This is a genomic window from Pseudomonas sp. HR1, assembly GCF_030175875.1.
GTDB classification, from domain to species: Bacteria; Pseudomonadota; Gammaproteobacteria; order Pseudomonadales; family Pseudomonadaceae; genus Chryseomonas; species Chryseomonas oryzihabitans.
Genome location: NZ_JASNRF010000004.1, coordinates 491,270 through 507,174, shown reverse-complemented (window position 1 = coordinate 507,174; position 15,905 = coordinate 491,270). Strand labels below are relative to the sequence as shown.

The 15,905-nt window shown below is 68.4% G+C and carries 18 protein-coding genes; 10 read left to right on the top strand and 8 right to left on the bottom strand.

The genetic code is table 11. From position 1 onward, the window contains the following. The first annotated feature begins 123 nt into the window (after positions 1 to 123). The 6 genes from QKY98_RS17675 to QKY98_RS17650 are packed head-to-tail and all read left to right on the top strand — an operon-like array spanning position 124 to position 6,752. Complete coding sequence (locus QKY98_RS17675) at positions 124 to 1,083, top strand: AAA family ATPase (RefSeq protein ID WP_007160342.1); 960 nt, start codon at positions 124 to 126, stop codon at positions 1,081 to 1,083. Position 1,084: 1 nt separating this feature from the next. After that, positions 1,085 to 2,023, top strand: coding sequence for a DUF58 domain-containing protein (locus tag QKY98_RS17670; RefSeq protein WP_007160343.1), 939 nt, complete (start codon positions 1,085 to 1,087; stop codon positions 2,021 to 2,023). Continuing rightward, positions 2,020 to 2,514: a DUF4381 domain-containing protein gene (locus QKY98_RS17665; protein WP_007160344.1), complete on the top strand. Its 495-nt coding sequence runs from the start codon at positions 2,020 to 2,022 to the stop codon at positions 2,512 to 2,514. Before QKY98_RS17670 ends, QKY98_RS17665 begins: the two co-directional genes overlap by 4 nt. Beyond that, on the top strand, positions 2,507 to 3,505 hold the full coding sequence (locus QKY98_RS17660; protein WP_284671327.1) for a VWA domain-containing protein: 999 nt from the start codon (positions 2,507 to 2,509) through the stop codon (positions 3,503 to 3,505). Before QKY98_RS17665 ends, QKY98_RS17660 begins: the two co-directional genes overlap by 8 nt. Next, positions 3,502 to 5,175 carry a tetratricopeptide repeat protein gene (locus tag QKY98_RS17655; RefSeq protein WP_284671326.1) on the top strand — a complete coding sequence of 558 codons (1,674 nt, stop codon included), beginning with the start codon at positions 3,502 to 3,504 and terminating at the stop codon, positions 5,173 to 5,175. The genes QKY98_RS17660 and QKY98_RS17655 overlap by 4 nt, the downstream gene beginning before the upstream one ends. Further along, complete coding sequence (locus QKY98_RS17650; RefSeq protein ID WP_007160347.1) at positions 5,172 to 6,752, top strand: BatD family protein; 1,581 nt, start codon at positions 5,172 to 5,174, stop codon at positions 6,750 to 6,752. Before QKY98_RS17655 ends, QKY98_RS17650 begins: the two co-directional genes overlap by 4 nt. Here QKY98_RS17650 and QKY98_RS17645 read toward each other — a convergent pair. Together QKY98_RS17645 and yedA are read right to left on the bottom strand one after the other, a co-directional pair. Further along, positions 6,740 to 7,405, bottom strand: a complete 666-nt coding sequence (locus QKY98_RS17645) for a YceH family protein (RefSeq protein ID WP_108581155.1) — start codon at positions 7,403 to 7,405, stop codon at positions 6,740 to 6,742. The genes QKY98_RS17650 and QKY98_RS17645 overlap by 13 nt on opposite strands. Before the next feature lie 199 nt (positions 7,406 to 7,604). Next, positions 7,605 to 8,510, bottom strand: coding sequence for a drug/metabolite exporter YedA (gene yedA, locus QKY98_RS17640; RefSeq protein ID WP_284671325.1), 906 nt, complete (start codon positions 8,508 to 8,510; stop codon positions 7,605 to 7,607). Positions 8,511 to 8,659: 149 nt separating this feature from the next. Here yedA and QKY98_RS17635 point away from each other — a divergent pair, with 149 nt between their 5' ends. Beyond that, a complete protein-coding gene (locus tag QKY98_RS17635; protein ID WP_042133020.1) occupies positions 8,660 to 9,097 on the top strand; it encodes an Lrp/AsnC family transcriptional regulator in 438 nt (145 codons plus the stop codon). A 60-nt stretch (positions 9,098 to 9,157) separates the two neighbouring features. On the opposite strand, the gene QKY98_RS17630 is transcribed toward QKY98_RS17635, so the two are convergent. After that, complete coding sequence (locus QKY98_RS17630; RefSeq protein WP_027597958.1) at positions 9,158 to 9,943, bottom strand: DUF2076 domain-containing protein; 786 nt, start codon at positions 9,941 to 9,943, stop codon at positions 9,158 to 9,160. A 275-nt stretch (positions 9,944 to 10,218) separates the two neighbouring features. On the opposite strand from QKY98_RS17630, the gene QKY98_RS17625 reads away from it, so the two are divergent. Continuing rightward, positions 10,219 to 10,785 (top strand): cysteine hydrolase family protein, encoded by a 567-nt coding sequence (locus tag QKY98_RS17625; protein WP_042133016.1) that lies wholly within the window; start codon positions 10,219 to 10,221, stop codon positions 10,783 to 10,785. A gap of 30 nt (positions 10,786 to 10,815) precedes the next feature. Beyond that, entirely contained in the window at positions 10,816 to 11,460 is a 645-nt protein-coding gene (locus QKY98_RS17620) for a YciC family protein (protein WP_027597960.1), read from the top strand. 9 nt (positions 11,461 to 11,469) lie between these two features. Here QKY98_RS17620 and QKY98_RS17615 read toward each other — a convergent pair whose 3' ends face one another. Beyond that, positions 11,470 to 12,009: a DUF2058 domain-containing protein gene (locus tag QKY98_RS17615; protein ID WP_007160354.1), complete on the bottom strand. Its 540-nt coding sequence runs from the start codon at positions 12,007 to 12,009 to the stop codon at positions 11,470 to 11,472. Between the two features lie 170 nt (positions 12,010 to 12,179). On the opposite strand from QKY98_RS17615, the gene QKY98_RS17610 reads away from it, so the two are divergent. Further along, a complete protein-coding gene (locus tag QKY98_RS17610) occupies positions 12,180 to 13,103 on the top strand; it encodes an aspartyl/asparaginyl beta-hydroxylase domain-containing protein (RefSeq protein WP_284671324.1) in 924 nt (307 codons plus the stop codon). 34 nt (positions 13,104 to 13,137) lie between these two features. Here the strand turns inward: QKY98_RS17610 and QKY98_RS17605 are convergent, their stop codons facing one another. The 4 genes from QKY98_RS17605 to QKY98_RS17590 form a co-directional block, all read right to left on the bottom strand. Further along, positions 13,138 to 13,554: a DUF2802 domain-containing protein gene (locus QKY98_RS17605; RefSeq protein ID WP_007160356.1), complete on the bottom strand. Its 417-nt coding sequence runs from the start codon at positions 13,552 to 13,554 to the stop codon at positions 13,138 to 13,140. Further along, on the bottom strand, positions 13,554 to 14,033 hold the full coding sequence (locus QKY98_RS17600; protein WP_007160357.1) for a chemotaxis protein CheW: 480 nt from the start codon (positions 14,031 to 14,033) through the stop codon (positions 13,554 to 13,556). The genes QKY98_RS17605 and QKY98_RS17600 overlap by 1 nt, the downstream gene beginning before the upstream one ends. Before the next feature lie 73 nt (positions 14,034 to 14,106). Next, complete coding sequence (locus tag QKY98_RS17595) at positions 14,107 to 15,027, bottom strand: chemotaxis protein CheW (RefSeq protein WP_027601695.1); 921 nt, start codon at positions 15,025 to 15,027, stop codon at positions 14,107 to 14,109. A 57-nt stretch (positions 15,028 to 15,084) separates the two neighbouring features. After that, entirely contained in the window at positions 15,085 to 15,873 is a 789-nt protein-coding gene (locus QKY98_RS17590; protein ID WP_027597964.1) for a ParA family protein, read from the bottom strand. Positions 15,874 to 15,905 lie beyond the last annotated feature (32 nt).

Below are 15,905 nucleotides of genomic sequence, written 5' to 3'. Positions count from 1 at the left end.
GCTCGTCAAAATTTCGTCAAGGACTGCTCTGGATGCGACGTCAGCGCAGGCATGGGCGGCAGCCGCCGCTTGCAGTAAAATCCAGCACCCTCGACCGCTCCAGCGCCGTATTCAGGATGCCCCATGGCTCACCGTGACGCTCTGCAGGTGCTTCGCACCTACCTCACCAGCCAGATCCTTGGCCAGGAAACCCTGGTGGAGCGCCTGCTCATCGCGGTGCTGGCGGACGGTCACCTGCTGGTGGAAGGCGCCCCCGGGCTGGCCAAGACCAAGGCCATCAAGGACCTGGCGGAAGGCCTGGAAGCGGATTTCCACCGCATCCAGTTCACCCCCGACCTGCTGCCGGCCGACATCACCGGCACCGAGATCTATCGTCCCGACACGGCGACCTTCTCCTTCCAGCAGGGACCGATCTTCCACAACCTGGTGCTGGCCGACGAGATCAACCGGGCGCCGGCCAAGGTGCAATCCGCGCTGCTGGAAGCCATGGCCGAACGCCAGGTGAGCATCGGTCGCACCTCCTATGCCCTGCCCGACCTCTTCCTGGTGATGGCCACCCAGAATCCCATCGAGCAGGAAGGCACCTATCCCCTGCCCGAGGCCCAGCTCGACCGCTTCCTGATGCACGTAAAGATCGGCTACCCCGACGCCTCGGTGGAGCGGCGCATCCTCGCCCAAGCCCGTGGCGAAGCCCTGGACGGCGAGACCTTGCCGACCGAGCGGGTCACCCAGGCGGCCATCAACGCGGCCCGCCGCGAAGTACTCGGGCTGTACATGGCCGACGCCGTGGAGGAATACCTGGTCCAGCTGATCATGGCGACCCGCACCCCGGGGCGCTTCGACCAGGACCTGGCGCACTGGATCACCTACGGCGCCAGTCCGCGCGGCTCCATCGCCCTGGATCGCTGCGCCCGCGCCCACGCCTGGCTGGCCGGGCGGGATTTCGTCAGTCCGGAGGACATCCAGGCGGTGGTCTTCGACGTCCTGCGCCACCGCATCATCCTGTCCTTCGAGGCGGAAGCCGCCGGCATCGACCACGACCGGGTGGTGCAGCGCATCCTCGATCTGGTGGCCGTGGCCTGAGATGGCCGAGCGCAACGGCGTGACCCTGGGCCTGGCCGAGCTCATCGAGATGCGCCACCGGGTGGTCGAGGTGCAGCTGTTTTCCGCCGCCGGACGGCGCAGTCCGCTGATCGGCCTGCACCACTCGCGCCTGCGCGGGCGCGGCGTGGACTTCGACCAGGTGCGCGCCTACCAGCCCGGCGATGACGTGCGCGCCATCGACTGGCGTGTCACCGCCCGCACCCGCGAGCCCCATACCAAGCTGTTCCACGAAGAACGCGAGCGACCGGTCTATCTCCTGCTGGAGCAGAGTCCGCGCACCTTCTTCGGCACCCGCCAGCAATTCAAGTCGGTGCTGGCCGGGCGCCTGGCCGCGCTGATCGGCTGGGCGGTGCTGGAGCACAACGACCGCATCGGCGGCATGATCTTTGGCGGCGAACGCCTGCACGAGGTACGGCCAAGGCGCAGCAAGCAGAATCTGCTGCGTTTCTTCGATCACCTGATCAACGCCAATCGGGCGCTGCAGGATCCGGCCCTGGCCCAGGTGCCACGCATCACCTTCAATCAGGTCCTGCGCCGCGCCCGCGAGGTGCTGCGTCCCGGCAGCCTGGCCCTGGTGATCTGCGACGAGCGCAGTCTGGACGTGGCCACCGAGCAGCACCTCACGCTGCTTTCGCGGCACAGCGACCTGGTCCTGCTGCCGCTTTCCGATCCGCTGGATCACGAATTGCCCCAGGCCGGCCTGCTGCGCTTCACCAGCGGTCCGGCGGAAGTGGAACTGGACACCGACCGCGCCGACGTGCGCCAGGGCTATGCCGAACAGGCCGCGCAGCGCCGCGAGCGCTGGACCGAACTCAGCCTGCGCCTGGGCATTCCGCTGCTGCCGCTGTCCACGGCGGACGATCTGGTCGAGCAATTGCGGCACCTCCTGCGCCAGCACCGTCCGGGGTACACCTCGTGACCCCCGGCCTGCCGAATCTGGAGCCGCTGCGGTTGCCGCCGGAGCCGACCCTCTGGCCACCGGCGCCGGGCTGGTGGCTGTTGCTGCTGGTAGTGGTGGCGCTGGGCTTCTTTCTGCGCCATCGCCATGGCCGGCGGCCGCTGGTCAGCGCGCCCCTCGCCGAGGCGACCACCGAAGAGGATCTGCGCACCACCGCCCTGGCCGAACTGGCCCGCCTGCCGCGCCCCTATGGCGCGCCGGCCGGACCCTGGTTGCAGGCGCTGAACGCCCTGCTCAAGCGCCTCTGCCGCGCCAGCTATCCGGATCAGCTCAGCCAGACCCTGAGCGGCCGCGACTGGCTGGCCTTTCTCGATTCGCGCTGTCCGGCGGCCGGCCTGACGCGCTACATGATCCTGGTCGACGGCGGCTATCGCCCGGATTGCCGGCTGGATGACCGCGCCATCGACGGCCTGCAGGACGCCGTCGCCACCTGGATCCGCAAGCATGTTTGAATTCGCCTGGCCCTGGTTATGGCTGCTGCTGCCACTGCCCTGGGCGCTGCGCATGCTCCTGCCGGCGGCCGACAGCGGCCAGGCGGCCCTGCGGGTGGAATTCCTCGCTGAACTCGAACACCTGGGTGGACGCACTCGCCACACCGGCGGCCTGAGCGGCGCCCGCCGCCTGCTGCCCTTTCTGCTGGGCTGGCTGCTGATCCTGGCCGCCGCGGCGCGTCCGCAATGGGTGGGGCCACCCCAGCCGCTGGACGTGAGCGGGCGCGATCTGCTGCTGGCGGTGGATGTCTCCGGCTCGATGGACACCCCGGACATGCAACTGGGCGACGAGAACGTCAGTCGCCTGAGCCTGGTCAAGCAATTGCTCGGCCGCTTCATCGACAGTCGCCAGGGCGATCGCGTCGGCCTGATCCTGTTCGGTTCCCAGGCCTATCTGCAGGCACCGCTGACCGCCGACCGGCGCACCGTGCATGCGCTCCTGGAAGAAGCCCAGATCGGCCTGGCCGGGCGCAACACCGCGGTGGGCGACGCCGTGGGTCTGGCGGTCAAGCACCTGCGCAAGCGCCCGGACAACAGTCGCACTCTGATTCTGGTCACCGACGGCGCCAGCAACGGCGGCGTGGTGACGCCCGAGGTGGCGGCCAACCTGGCGGCCAGCGAGCGGGTCCGCGTCTATACCCTGGGTATCGGCGCCGACCCGGACACCCTGGGCGCCGGCGCGACGCCCAGCGATCTCGACGAACCCATGCTGCGCCACCTCGCCGAGGTCACCAACGGCGCCTATTTCCGGGTGAGGTCCAGCACCGAGCTGGCCGCCGTGTCGCGCCAGCTCGATCGTCTCGAACCCATCCGCCAGCAACCGGACCAGGCCCGCCCCACCCGCGAACTCTATGCCTGGCCGCTGGCCGGGGCACTGCTGCTCGGCTTGGCCCTGGCGCTTGGCCGCCTGCCGTGGCCGCCGCGCTGGCAGCGTGGAGGCAAGGTCCGATGAGCGACTGGCTGCCGCTGCTCCTGCGTCCCTGGTGGCTGCTGGCCCTGGTGCCGGTCGCCCTGGTGATCGGCTCGCTGCGTCGGCGCCGGCATCGCCACGGGCGCTGGCAGGCGCTGCTGCCCCCGGCGCTGCAACCCTGGCTGCTCAGCGACAGCGATCGCCAGCGCTCGCCCCTCGGGCTGGTGCTGCTGGGGCTGGCCGGGGTGCTGGCCTGTCTGGCCCTGGCCGGTCCCAGCTGGCAGCAGGGCGAAGCGCAGAACTTTCGGCGCAACGATCCGCTGGTGGTGGTCTTGGCGCTGACGCCCGATCTGCTCGCCACCGACGTCACCCCCAATCGCCTGCTGGCCGTGCAGCGCAAGCTGCAGGACCTGCTCAAGGCGCGCCAGGACGGCGAGACCGCCATCGTCGTCTATGCCGGCAGCGCCCATACCCTGGTGCCCCTGACCGACGACCTGCCGACCATGGACAACCTGCTCAAGGCGTTGCGGCCGTCGATCATGCCGGTGCCCGGCCAGCGCGCCGACCTGGGTATCGCCCAGGCCCTGGAGCTGCTCGGCCCGGCGCCCAGCGCCAGCGCCCGGCTGCTGCTCATCGCCAGCGACCTGGACGACCGCGAGCGGCTGGGCCTCGAGCGCCAGCTGCAGGGTCGGCTGCGCCAGCTGGCGATCCTCGGCCCGGGTACGCCCCAGGGTGCCCCGGTGGCCGCCGAGACCGGCAACTACCTGAGCGACGCCGCCGGCGGCATCCGCATCGCCCGCCTGGCCGAAGGCCGCCTGCAGGACGTCGCCCGCGAGCTGGGTGGCCGCTATCAGCGCCTGCAACGTGATGACAGCGACCTGCGTCGCCTCGGTCTGCTGGAGCGACCCGACGATGTGCGGGCCAGCGAGGGTCAGGGACCTTCCGACTGGCGCGACCAGGGTTACCTGCTGCTCCTGCCCCTGCTGGTCCTGGTCGCCTGTGGCGCACGCCGCGGCTGGCTGCTGTGCCTGCCCTTCTGCCTCTTGCTGACGCCGCCTCCGGCGCAGGCTGGCAGCTGGGACGATCTCTGGCTGCGCCGCGACCAGCAGGCCCTGCAGCTGCTGGCCGACGACCAGGCTGGCGCGGCCGCCGACCTCTTTACCGACGAGCGCTGGCGCGGCGTGGCGCTCTATCGCGCCGGCGACTTCAGCGGCGCCGCCGCGGCCTTCGCCCGGGATCCCTCGGCGGACGGCCACTACAATCGCGGCAATGCCCTGGCCATGGCCGGACGCCTGGACGAGGCCCTGCGCGCCTACCGGGCGGCGCTGGTGCTGCGTCCGGATCTCACCCCCGCCCTGCGCAATCGCAACCGCCTCGAACGCCTGCTCGCCCAGCGCGCCGCGGCCCAGGCCGAGGCCGCCGCCCGCAGTCGCCAGGACCAAAGCGCCAGTCAGAGCAGCGCCCAGGCGGACGAGCCGGCCAGCAGCAGTACCCCGCCGTCCACCGCGGCCGCTGCGGCCAGCCCGCAGCAGCAGGCCCAGGCCGGCGCGGACTGGCTCGTCAGTCCGTCCTACGCCGAAGATCCCCTGGCGGAGGAACAGCGTCAGGCGGCCGAACAGTGGCTGCGCGAGATTCCCGACAACCCGGCCGAGCTGCTGCGCCGCAAGTTCTGGTACCAGCAACAACAACGCGAGGAGAACGCGCTGCAATGAAGGCCTATCCCTTGCTGCTGCCCCTCGCGCTGCTCGCGCCCCTGGTGCAGGCGGCGGACCTCAGCGCCCGCCTGGAGCGCACTCAGCTCAGCCAGAACGAGACGCTCGAACTCATTCTCGAGACCACCGATCCCGCGCAGTTCGGCAAGCCCGATCTCGGCCCGCTGGAGCAGGACTTCCGGGTGCTCGGGGTCCGCCAGAACAGCCTGCCGCCCGGCGAGCGGGTGACCACCCGCTGGAACGTCACCCTGCAACCCAAGGCCAGCGGTGCCCTGACCATTCCCGCCCTGACCCTCGACGGCGCCCGCAGCCAGCCGCTGACCGTCACCGTGGAGGCCAGCGCCGCCAAACGCCAGGCCCGTGAGCCGGTCTATCTGGAAGCCTCGGTGGAGCGCACCCGGCTCTATGTGCAGGCGGAAACCATCCTGACCATTCGCCTCTACCACGCCGTGGCGCTCTATGACGATCATGTGCTCACCCCGCCCAATCCCAGCGAGGCCCGGGTGGATCTGCTCGGTACGCCGCAGGTCTACGAGCGTGACGTCGAGGGCGTACGCCATGGCGTGATCGAGTGGCGCTACGCCATCCATCCGTTGCAGAGCGGCACCCTGGTATTGCCGCCCCAGACCTTCAGCGCCACCCTGGCCGGCGGTCTCGACGACAGCTCCAGGGCCGGCCAGCCGATCCAGCTGCGCACGCCGGCCCTGACCCTGGACGTCCTGCCACAGCCCGCCAGCTATCCGCCACAGACGCCCTGGGTGCCGGCGCGCAACCTGACCCTGACGCAGCAATGGAATCCCGCACCGGCAGAGGCTCGCGAAGGCAGTGCCCTGACCCGCACCCTGCAGGTGCGTGCCGAAGGCCTGGCGCCTGGCCAGCTGCCCCCACTGGTGCTGCCCGAGACCGAGGGGGTGAAGCGCTATGCCGAACAGCCGCGGCTGTCCATGCAGACCCAGGCGCGTGGGCTGGTCGGGCAACGCGAAGAGCGTGTCGCCCTGATTCCCACCTCCACGGGGGACAAGGTCCTGCCGCCAGTGGAGGTGGTCTGGTGGAACACCGAGACCGACACCCTCGAACGCGCCACCCTGCCCGCCCAGACCCTGGTGGTCGCCGAGGATCCGACGCTGCAGCCGGTGGCGACCGCCGCGGCCAAGATAAGCGGCAATGACCGTGGCCTCTGGCGCTGGCAGCTGGCCACGGCCTTTTTCGCCCTGACCACCCTGCTCGGCTTCGGCCTCTGGTGGCGTGCCCGCCGGCAGCCGGCGGTCCTGCCGACGGTGCCCGATCTCGACAGCCGCCTGCAGCGCGAAGAGCTGCGCCGCGCCTGCCAGAGCAACGACCCCCACGCGACCCGTCACGCCCTGGACGCCTGGGCGCGACAGCAGCCGGAGACCCTGGCGGCCATGGGCGCGCGCTTCGAACCCCTGGCCGCGGCCCTCGATGACCTCAACGGCGCGCTCTACAGCGAAGCCGGTCAGCGCTGGCAGGGCGAGACGCTGTGGCAGGCGATCAATGCCCTGCCGCCGCTGACGCCCGCGGCCGTGCACGACACCCTGCCGCCGCTCTATCCGCGCTGAGCGCCTTCCTCCAGGCGCGCCAGCCGCTCTTCGAGCGCGGCGAGCCGGGCTTCCAGCGCCTCCAGCCGTCCTTCGCGTCCACCCGCGGGCGCACCGGCTTCGGCGGCGCTACCCAGTTGCGCGACCTGGGCATCGCGTTCCGCGGCGTTGCCGAATAGATGCAGATAGCGCTCTTCGCGCTGGCCGGGTTGCCGCCCCAGACCGGTGGCCAGGCCACGGGCGATCAACCGCTCCAGGTGGTGACGCACCTGCTCGGTGTCGTCGAAGGCATGCATCCGGCCGCTGCGGGCCAGCAATTCCCCCAGGGTCTGGGGTCCGCGCAGGAACAGCAGCGCGCAGAGCACCCACTGGGGTGGCGGAAGCTCCAGGGCCTTGTCCAGCCGCTGTTCCCAGCGATCCGCCCGACTACCCATCACCAGGCGCGCCAGACCGCGTTCTTCCAGGCGCCGCAGCCCCTGTCCCACCTCGCCCGGGGTCAGATTGAGCACCGGCTCGCGACTGGTCTTCTGGTTGCAGGCCAGCACCAGCGCATTGAGGGTCAGGGGATAGCTTTCCGGCGTGGTCAGCTGCTTTTCGATGAGGCTGCCGAGAACGCGGATCTCGTTGGCCTCCAGCGGCTCTTCGGCAAAGGCGGGGGTGACTGCTTGGCTCATGGCGGACTCCGCTTGGATGACGCGCCAGCCTAGCCTGCCCTCCGAGCCTGTTCAACGTCTCGCGAGCTAGAGCCAAGCAAGGCGAAAATGGCTGAGGAAGCGGAGTTTACGAGCGGTAAATGAGCATTCCGACGGGGCTGGCCTTCCAGGCCATTTTCAACGCAGTTTGGCCGACGCGCAGCAGACTTTGATCAGGCTCTCAGCGCCGTCGCCACTGCGGCAGCCCAATCAGCACCACGGCGCCGACGATGACCAGCATGGCCAGCATCTCCGCCGGCCCGATCCGTTCACCGACGAACAGGGTGCCCAGCAGCACCGCCACCACCGGATTGACGTAGGCATAGCTGGTAGCGGCCGCCGGTCGTACCCGCCCCAGCAGATAGAGATAGGCGCTGAAGGCGATCAGGGAACCAAAGACCACCAGATAGCCCAGCGCCAGCCAGCCGCCCAGGGCCGGCCAGTGCTGCAGGCGCTCACCGCTGAGGTAGCTGGCGCCGAGCAGCGCCGCACCGGCCACCAGCATCTCCACGGCGCTGGCCATGGCTCCGCGCGGCAACGGCAGGTAGCGACTCCAGATCGAGCCGAAGGCCCAAGCCGCCGCGGCGAGCAGGATCACCGCCGCACCCAGGGGCGTGGCGCTCATGGTATCGCCCAGGTTGAGCAGGGCTATCCCCAACAGACCTAGGGCGATGCCGGCCCATTCCAGCAGGGTATTGCGCTGTCCCCAGAGCAGGCCGAACAGCAGGGTGAACAGCGGCACCGTGGCGATCGACAAGGCCGCGATGCCGGAGGTCACGCCCCAGTGCTCGGCGAGGGTCACGCCGCCGTTGCCGATACCCAGCAGCAGGATGCCGATCACCGCGGCCGCGGCGGTCTCGCGCGCCGTCGGCCAGGGGGTTCCGCGCAGGCGCAGCCAGCCCAGCAGCAGGCTTCCGGCGATCAGGAACCTCAGCCCCGCCATCAGCAGCGGTGGCCAGTGGGCCACGCCGATGCGGATCACCAGATAGGTGGAACCCCAGACCACATAGAGCGCGAAAAAGGCCGCCAGCAGGGGCAGCCAGCGAGGTAGGCGCGGCACGAGGCAGGGCGAGGCGGAGGTGTCCATGCGCGAGGGATTCCTGAGGAGTCAGGCAGCCATTGTAGGAGCGCACGACGGGACGGCTAAGATACAGTCAGGGGATAAAGGGCCGATCAGGCTTTGATTCAGCAGACTTTAGGAGCAAAGACCTTCGATTCGAAGGCAGGGGAACGGACATGGACCATATCGATCGTCGTCTTATCGATCTGCTGCTGGTGGAGGGCCGCGCCAGCTACGCGGACCTGGGTCGCCGGCTGGGACTCTCCGCGCCAGCCATCGCCGAGCGCATCGCCAAGCTGGAAGACGCCGGGATCATCACCGGCTATGGCGCCCGTATCGATCGCCGCGCCCTGGGCTACGGCACCGAATGCCTGATCTCCCTGCGTCTGCACAGCACCAGTCAGGGTCCGGTATTGAAGAAGCTGGAGGCCCTGCCCCAGCTGCTCGCCTGCCACCGGGTCACGGGTGAAGACTGCCTGATGCTGCGCGTCGCCGTGCGCGACATGGGCGAACTGGAAAGCCTCATCGATCAGCTGAACCAGTTCGGCATGAGCCGTACCGTGGTGGTGCTGTCGACGCCCTTCGAGCGCCCCCTGCCGCTCCTGCCGGGCTGACGGCGCGCAGAAAAAAGCCCCGGCGCCTCACGGCACCAGGGCTGGCGGAGCGACGCCCCGTCAGATGAAGGAGTCGTCGTCGCCACTGTCGTCGAAGAAGCCGCCACCGCCGCCGGTATCGCCATAGTCGGCGGCGTCCTGGAAGCCCCCGTTATCCTGATAGCCACCGGCGTCCTGGAATCCGCCGCCATTGTCGTAGCTGGCATTGTCCGCCCAGCCTCCCTGGGAGCCGGCATCGGCCAGGCCCTGGTCGGCAGCCGGGGTCTCATTGATGACGTTGACGATCTCCTCGGGTTGCGAATGGTGGAACAGGCCCGAAATCGCCTGAGCCGCCAGCACGCCACCGGCTACCCCGGCCGCCGTCTGCAGCGCACCGCCCATGAAACCGCCCATGCGCGAGGGCGCGGCCTGGGGTGCGCCATAGCCGGGCGCGGGCTGGGCATAGCCGGGATTGGGCTGGGCATACCCCGGATTGGCAGGCCGCGACGCCGCCGGACCCGGATCATTCCAGCCACGCGACGGCGCCGCGTTGGCCGCTGCCTGACCGCCCGCTGGCTGGCTGCTACCGCCACCGAAGAGGCTGGACAGGAAGCCACCGCTGCTTGGGCGATTCTGCTGGACCTGGGCCATCTGGCTTTCCAGTTCCCGGACGCGCTGGTCCAGCCGCTTGATGGCGGCTTCCTGGATCAGCATCGCCTGGGCCATGTAATAGGGCGCCGCGGGCTGCTCGCGCAGGCGCTGCTGGATCAGCGCCTCGGCTTCCCGGTCACGGGGCGCGGTCTGGGCTTCCGTGGTTTTGAGACGGTCGAACAGACCTTCGATCAGCTGGCTTTCTTCGCGTTGCATGATGACCCTCCCGCAGACGGTCTACTGGCGGCCTTCCCCGGGGAACGGCCTGGATGTCGAAAGGCGCAAGGCTGCGCACTGTTATGCCAGATAAAGGCGCAGCGGTGGCTTTTCAAGTTGCGTTCGCACGGCATTCAGCACAGGTTCAGCCAGAGGTCCACTGGCGCCCTTCCCATCTGAAGAGCCGCCCTGCCAGGGAGTTCCGGCTGGGCGTCCAGGACTGGACAACCGGCCGGCGCTGCGGGAGTCTGAGTCTTTGCCCGCGAGGCCTGCGCATGCCGCCCCTGCTCATCCTGATCGACCAGCAACAGGGCATCCGCGCCCCGCACCTGGGCCCACGCAACCACCCCGAAGCCGAGCAGCGCCTGGCCGAGCTGCTGGCGGCCTGGCGCCAGGCCCACGCGCCCCTGCTGCATGTCCGGCACCTGTCGCGCGATCCGCGTTCGGTGTTCTGGCCAGGGCAGCCCGGCGTGGAATTCCAGCCGGCCCTGGCGCCCCTGCCCGGCGAGCCGGTGTTCGACAAGCAGGTCCCCGACGCCTTCGCCAACAGCGGGCTGGAGCGCTGGCTGCATCAGCGCGGCATCGCGTCGCTGCTGATCTGCGGCGTGGCCAGCGAGAATTCGGTGGAGTCCACGGCCCGCAGCGCCGGCAATCTGGACTTCACCACCTGGGTCGCCGAAGACGCCTGCTACACCTTTGCCAAAACCGACTTCGCCGGGCGGCCCCGCAGTGCCGAGGAGGTCCATGCGATGGCCATGGCCAACCTGCACGGCGAGTACGCCACCGTCACCTCCACCGCGGCCATGCTCGAACGCCTGCGAGCGAGCGGGTCGCCCTGCTAGACTGCCCCCCTGCCCGTCTGGAAGCGTTGCATGAACCCTGTCGATATCCTGCGCGACTCGCTGTCCTTCTTTGCCCGCAATCTGCGCCCCCTGGCCGTCCTCACCCTGCCCTGGCTGCTGCTCGAAGCCCTGCTGCGCTATCAGGTGCTGGAGCGCTTCGGCGCCAACGGCGGCCTGTGGGACATGCTGGTCAGTCTGCTCTGCTATCCGCTCTACACCGCCGCACTGCTGATCTTTCTGGAGGCGCGCACCCAGGGCAACACCCCGCGCCTGAGCGGCGTATGGGGCGCCGCCCTGCTGCTCTGGCCGCGCTTCGCCGTCCTCGCCGCCGTGACCTCGGGGCTGGTGATGCTGGGATTTTCGCTGTTGATCGTGCCGGGCTTTCTGATCATGGCCAAGCTGGCCTTTGCCGAGAACCTGCTGGTCCTGGAGGGACGGGCGCCGCTGGACGCCCTGCGCGGCAGCTTCCGGCTGAGCCGCGGGCATTTCTTCACCCTGCTGGCGTGCATCCTGGCCACGGTCCTGCCGGCCTGGCTGCTCGACGCCTGGATCACCCGGCATTTCGCCGAGGCCGCGGTGCCGGAGATCGTGCTGCAGACCCTGTCGGGCTTCCTGCAGCTGATCCCCAGCATCGCCGTCTACCGCATCTACATGCTGGTCAGGCAGAAGGCCTGACCAGGCCACTCACCACATCAGGTCGTCCGGCACCTGGTAGGCCGCGTAGGGATCGTCCGGATCCGGCTCGCCGCTCTGCACGTTGAGCAGCACCACCCGCTTGGGATCGCGCTCCTGGATGCGTTCGGCGGTAGCCCGGGGCACCACCTCGTAGCGGCCTTCGTAGCGCACGATGGCCAGACTGCCCTTGCTGAGCTTGTCTCTCATCATGACGTTGACCGACAGGCGCTTGACCTTCTTGTCGTCGACGAAGTTGTAGTAGTCCTCGGTGGTCAGCTTGGGCAGGCGACTGGTTTCGATCAGCTGCTTGATCTGCGCCTGCTCGGCCTTGCGCTTCTTCTTCTCTTCCTGAGCGCGATTGAGCTCCTGGTCCTTGGCCAGTTTTTCCGCCTGGGCCTGCTGGACGGCCAGCTCCTGGGAGCGATCCTTTTCCGCCTGCCCGCGATGCTCCATGCGGTTCTGCTTCTGCTTCTGCTTGACGGCCTGCTTGGCCTGCTTTTCATTGACCAATCCGGCTTTCAGCAGCTGGTCGCGTAGGGACATGCTCATCGATACGACTCGTCTAGATCATCCAAGGGGGCGCAGCTCGGAAGCGGCCGCGCGCCAGGGTGTCCATCCTGCGCAGCCGACGAACCGAGTGCAAGCCTTTCTCTGGGGTGAAATAATGCGGTCATGACCTATCCGCCCCTGGTTCGGGCGCTGCCGATCACAATTCGCCCATGATTACCTTAGCGATCGTCCTGCTCTTCGTCGCCAGCGTGCTTTTCGTTCACCTTCGCGGACGCGCTCGCCTGCCCTTCCTGCGTCAGCTGGTCAACCACTCGGCGGTGTTCGCGCCGTACAACGCCCTGATGTACCTGTTCTCCAGCGTGCCGTCCAAGCCCTATCTGGATCGCAGCCGCTTTCCCGAGCTGGATGTGCTCAAGGACAACTGGCAGGAGATCCGCGTCGAAGCCCTGCGACTGTTCGACGAGGGCTACATCCGCGCGGCGGAAAAGGACAATGACGCCGGCTTCGGTTCCTTCTTCAAGAAGGGCTGGAAGCGCTTCTACCTGACCTGGTACGGCGAGCCGCTGCCCTCCGCCCAGACCCTCTGCCCGCGCACCGTGGAGCTGGTGCGGCAGATCCCCAACGTCAAGGGCGCCATGTTCGCCCTGCTGCCGGGCGGCAGCCAGCTGAATCCCCATCGCGATCCCTTCGGCGGCTCGCTGCGCTACCACCTGGGTCTGGCCACGCCCAACTCGGATGCCTGCCGCATCTATGTCGACGGCCAGCCCTATGCCTGGCGCGACGGCGAGGACGTGATGTTCGACGAGACCTATGTGCACTGGGTGAAGAACGAGACCGACCAGACCCGGGTCATCCTCTTCTGCGACGTCGAGCGGCCGCTGCGCAATCGCCTGCTGACCCGCGTCAACCAGGCGGTCAGCCGCTTCCTGGGCAGCGCCACGGCGCCGCAGAACGTCGAAGGCGAACGCGTCGGCGGCATCAACCAGGCCTATGCCTTCAGCAAGAGATTCGGGGATCGTATCGGTGGCGGCGTGAAGAAATTCAAGCGGCGCCATCCCAAGGCCTATCGCATTGCCAAGCCAGTGCTGGCGGTGCTGGTGGTGATCGCGCTCTACCGCTGGATCGTCAGCTGAGGCGGCGATCCCGCGCAGGCGGCGTCAGCGGCTCCTAGCCGGAACGCTGCTGGCGCTGTCGGTGCAGCCGGGCCACCAGCTCGGCTTCGGCCTGGGACAGACCACAGGCCTGGGTGAGATCGTCGGCGCTGGCGCCCAGTCCCACCAGGCGCGCAGCCTGGGAAAACGACAGACTGGTAGGGTCGCTCTGCTCGATCTGGGTCAACCGATCGGGCAAGGGCGCCACCACCTTGGCCAGTCCCTGCACCTGTTCACCCATGCGTACCTGTCCGGCCTGGTAGGTTTCCAGGCGCTTGAGCAGGATCTGCATGCGCTTGTCGACCAGGGCCTCCCGCTCGGCCAGCTTGGCCGCCTGCTGCTGCTGGCGTTGCCAGAGCAGCCAGCAGCAACCGCCGAGGCCGGCACAGGCCAGCCCCAGGGCGACGCTGAGCAGGATCAGCCCGACGAGCATCAGATGCTTTCCAGCTCCGACCACTCTTCTTCGGTCATCAGCTTGTCGAGCTCGACCAGGATCAGCAGCTCGCCGTTCTTGTTGCACACACCCTGGATGAACTTGGCGGATTCGTCATTGCCGACGTTCGGTGCGGTCTCGATCTCCGACTGCCGCAGGTAGACCACCTCGGCCACGCTGTCGACCAGGATGCCAACGACCTGCTTGTCGGCCTCGATGATGACGATACGGGTGTTGTCGGTGACCTCGGTGGGCAGCAGACCGAAGCGCTGACGGGTGTCGATCACCGTCACCACGTTGCCACGCAAGTTGATGATGCCCAGCACATAGCTCGGCGCACCCGGGACCGGAGCGATTTCGGTGTAGCGCAGGACTTCCTGGACCTGCATCACGTTGATGCCGTAGGTCTCGTTATCCAGGCGGAAGGTGACCCATTGCAGGACCGGATCTTCGGAACCCTGTGCGGACGTTTTTTTCATGTTCCCTAGCCTCGTCAAATACCGCACGTGCGGCGAAGCGGGCGAACCCGCCGGTTAGTTGCAGCGGGCAGCCCTAGCGACGGCCACCCACCACCTGTTCAGCGAGCGCCGCCACATCCAGCAGCGCACACATCTGATCGATCACCGTACCGGCCAGCCACGGCCGGGTAGCGCGCTGGTTCCGCCATTTGACCTCGGCGGGATCCAGACGTACCGAATGGCTGACGCCGTGCACGGCCAGGCCCCAATCCAGACCTTGCAGCGATATCACGAATTTCAGCCCCTCGCGATAGTCGTCACGGTAACGCTCGGGCATCACCCAGCGCGCCGCGTCGAGCACACGCAGATTACCTGCCTGGCAGGGTAGCAGGCCCAGGAACCAGTCTGGCTGACCGAACAGCGGCGTCAACTCTTCGTCGGCCAGCGGATAGATGGAACCCAGGCACACCAGGGGCGCGGCCAGGGTCAGGCCGGCGACGTCGAACAGCAGGCATTCGAAGGGCTCTTCACCCCACTCCGGGCGACCGTCGAGATGCACGGCGCTGGGCGGTACGCCAGCCGCTGCCACCGGCTGCGTCACCGGGGTACCCACGGCGATGCCTTCCACCGCCGGACGGGCCGGCTCGGCGACCGGTGCCAGTTCGGGGACGCGCCAGTCCAGTTCGATATCGGTTTCGGGCGCGAGCAGCGGCTGGGGTGCAGGCAGCAGGACCTCGGGCAGGACGCGCTCGGCCAGGGCGACCGCGGGACGCCGGGCGGCCAGCGGCACGACCCGCGGCTGCCGTGCGGCATCCCGCTCGAGTTCTTCGCGTACCGCGGCGGCGAATTCGTCTTCGCTCACGCTGGCGATCGGCGCGGCCGGCACCACCACCGGCGCCACGACAGGCGTGGCTTCGGCAGTCGGCAGTTCCAGGAACGCGTCCAGCAGCAGGGCATCGAGATAGCCCTGGAGGACACGCTGAGGACGATTGTCGAGGGACGTCGGTTGGCTCATGGCGATCTACGTGAGTGAGTTGTCCAGCCTATCGGCCGGCGGAGTGGAAAACTTGAATCAGGCGACCTGGCTGCTGGGCGCACCGTCGAGCAGATGCCGCAGCAACGCCCGATAGGCGATGACGCCGCGGCTGTTCAGCTCGTAGCGCGACGGCACCTGGCCGGAGCGACTGGCATCGCGCAGCCGGGTATCGATGGGGATGAAGGCCTGCCACAGCTGGGCCGGATAGGTGTTGCGCAGGACCTTGAGCGTACCGATGGAGGCCTGGGTGCGGCGGTCGAACAGGGTCGGCACTATGGTGTAGGGCAGCGCCTGCTTGCGCGAACGGTTGATCATGGTCAGGGTGTTGACCATGCGTTCGAGCCCCTTGAGCGCGAGGAATTCGGTCTGGGTGGGAATCACCAGATGCTGGCTGGCCGCCAGGGCATTGACCATGAGGACGCCGAGCAGCGGCGGACTGTCGATCAGCACGTGATCGAAGTCGTTCCACAGCTGCGCCAGGCTCTTGGAGATCACCAGCCCCAGGCCGCTCTGGCCAGGCGACTGCCGCTCCAGGGTGGCCAGGGCCGTGCTGGATGGCAGCATGGACAGCTGCGGATGGCTGGTGGGCAGCAGCAGCCGCTGCGGCAGCCCTTCCGGAACCTGACCCCCGTGCTGGAACAGGTCGAACACGCTGTGTTCGAGGCTGTCCGGATCCTGACCGAAATAGCTGGTCAGGGAACCGTGGGGATCGAGATCCACCAGCAGGACGCGCTTGCCCTCATCGCCGAGCAACCCGGCGAGGGCAACGGTGGTGGTGGTCTTGCCCACCCCACCCTTCTGATTGGCGACAGCCCAGACTCTCATGTGCAGACTTCCTCCCGACGACACGACCAGCC

What these genes read in the sequence shown, in the direction of transcription:
- QKY98_RS17675 (WP_007160342.1), top strand. Translation starts at nt 124, where the DNA reads ATGGCTCACCGTGACGCTCTGCAGGTGCTTCGCACCTACCTCACCAGC.
- QKY98_RS17655 (WP_284671326.1), top strand. Translation starts at nt 3,502, where the DNA reads ATGAGCGACTGGCTGCCGCTGCTCCTGCGTCCCTGGTGGCTGCTGGCC.
- QKY98_RS17590 (WP_027597964.1), bottom strand. Translation starts at nt 15,873, where the DNA reads ATGAGAGTCTGGGCTGTCGCCAATCAGAAGGGTGGGGTGGGCAAGACC.
- QKY98_RS17625 (WP_042133016.1), top strand. Translation starts at nt 10,219, where the DNA reads ATGCCGCCCCTGCTCATCCTGATCGACCAGCAACAGGGCATCCGCGCC.
- yedA (WP_284671325.1), bottom strand. Translation starts at nt 8,510, where the DNA reads ATGGACACCTCCGCCTCGCCCTGCCTCGTGCCGCGCCTACCTCGCTGG.
- QKY98_RS17635 (WP_042133020.1), top strand. Translation starts at nt 8,660, where the DNA reads ATGGACCATATCGATCGTCGTCTTATCGATCTGCTGCTGGTGGAGGGC.
- QKY98_RS17645 (WP_108581155.1), bottom strand. Translation starts at nt 7,405, where the DNA reads ATGAGCCAAGCAGTCACCCCCGCCTTTGCCGAAGAGCCGCTGGAGGCC.
- QKY98_RS17650 (WP_007160347.1), top strand. Translation starts at nt 5,172, where the DNA reads ATGAAGGCCTATCCCTTGCTGCTGCCCCTCGCGCTGCTCGCGCCCCTG.
- QKY98_RS17660 (WP_284671327.1), top strand. Translation starts at nt 2,507, where the DNA reads ATGTTTGAATTCGCCTGGCCCTGGTTATGGCTGCTGCTGCCACTGCCC.
- QKY98_RS17620 (WP_027597960.1), top strand. Translation starts at nt 10,816, where the DNA reads ATGAACCCTGTCGATATCCTGCGCGACTCGCTGTCCTTCTTTGCCCGC.
- QKY98_RS17615 (WP_007160354.1), bottom strand. Translation starts at nt 12,009, where the DNA reads ATGAGCATGTCCCTACGCGACCAGCTGCTGAAAGCCGGATTGGTCAAT.
- QKY98_RS17595 (WP_027601695.1), bottom strand. Translation starts at nt 15,027, where the DNA reads ATGAGCCAACCGACGTCCCTCGACAATCGTCCTCAGCGTGTCCTCCAG.
- QKY98_RS17600 (WP_007160357.1), bottom strand. Translation starts at nt 14,033, where the DNA reads ATGAAAAAAACGTCCGCACAGGGTTCCGAAGATCCGGTCCTGCAATGG.
- QKY98_RS17630 (WP_027597958.1), bottom strand. Translation starts at nt 9,943, where the DNA reads ATGCAACGCGAAGAAAGCCAGCTGATCGAAGGTCTGTTCGACCGTCTC.
- QKY98_RS17670 (WP_007160343.1), top strand. Translation starts at nt 1,085, where the DNA reads ATGGCCGAGCGCAACGGCGTGACCCTGGGCCTGGCCGAGCTCATCGAG.
- QKY98_RS17610 (WP_284671324.1), top strand. Translation starts at nt 12,180, where the DNA reads ATGATTACCTTAGCGATCGTCCTGCTCTTCGTCGCCAGCGTGCTTTTC.
- QKY98_RS17605 (WP_007160356.1), bottom strand. Translation starts at nt 13,554, where the DNA reads ATGCTCGTCGGGCTGATCCTGCTCAGCGTCGCCCTGGGGCTGGCCTGT.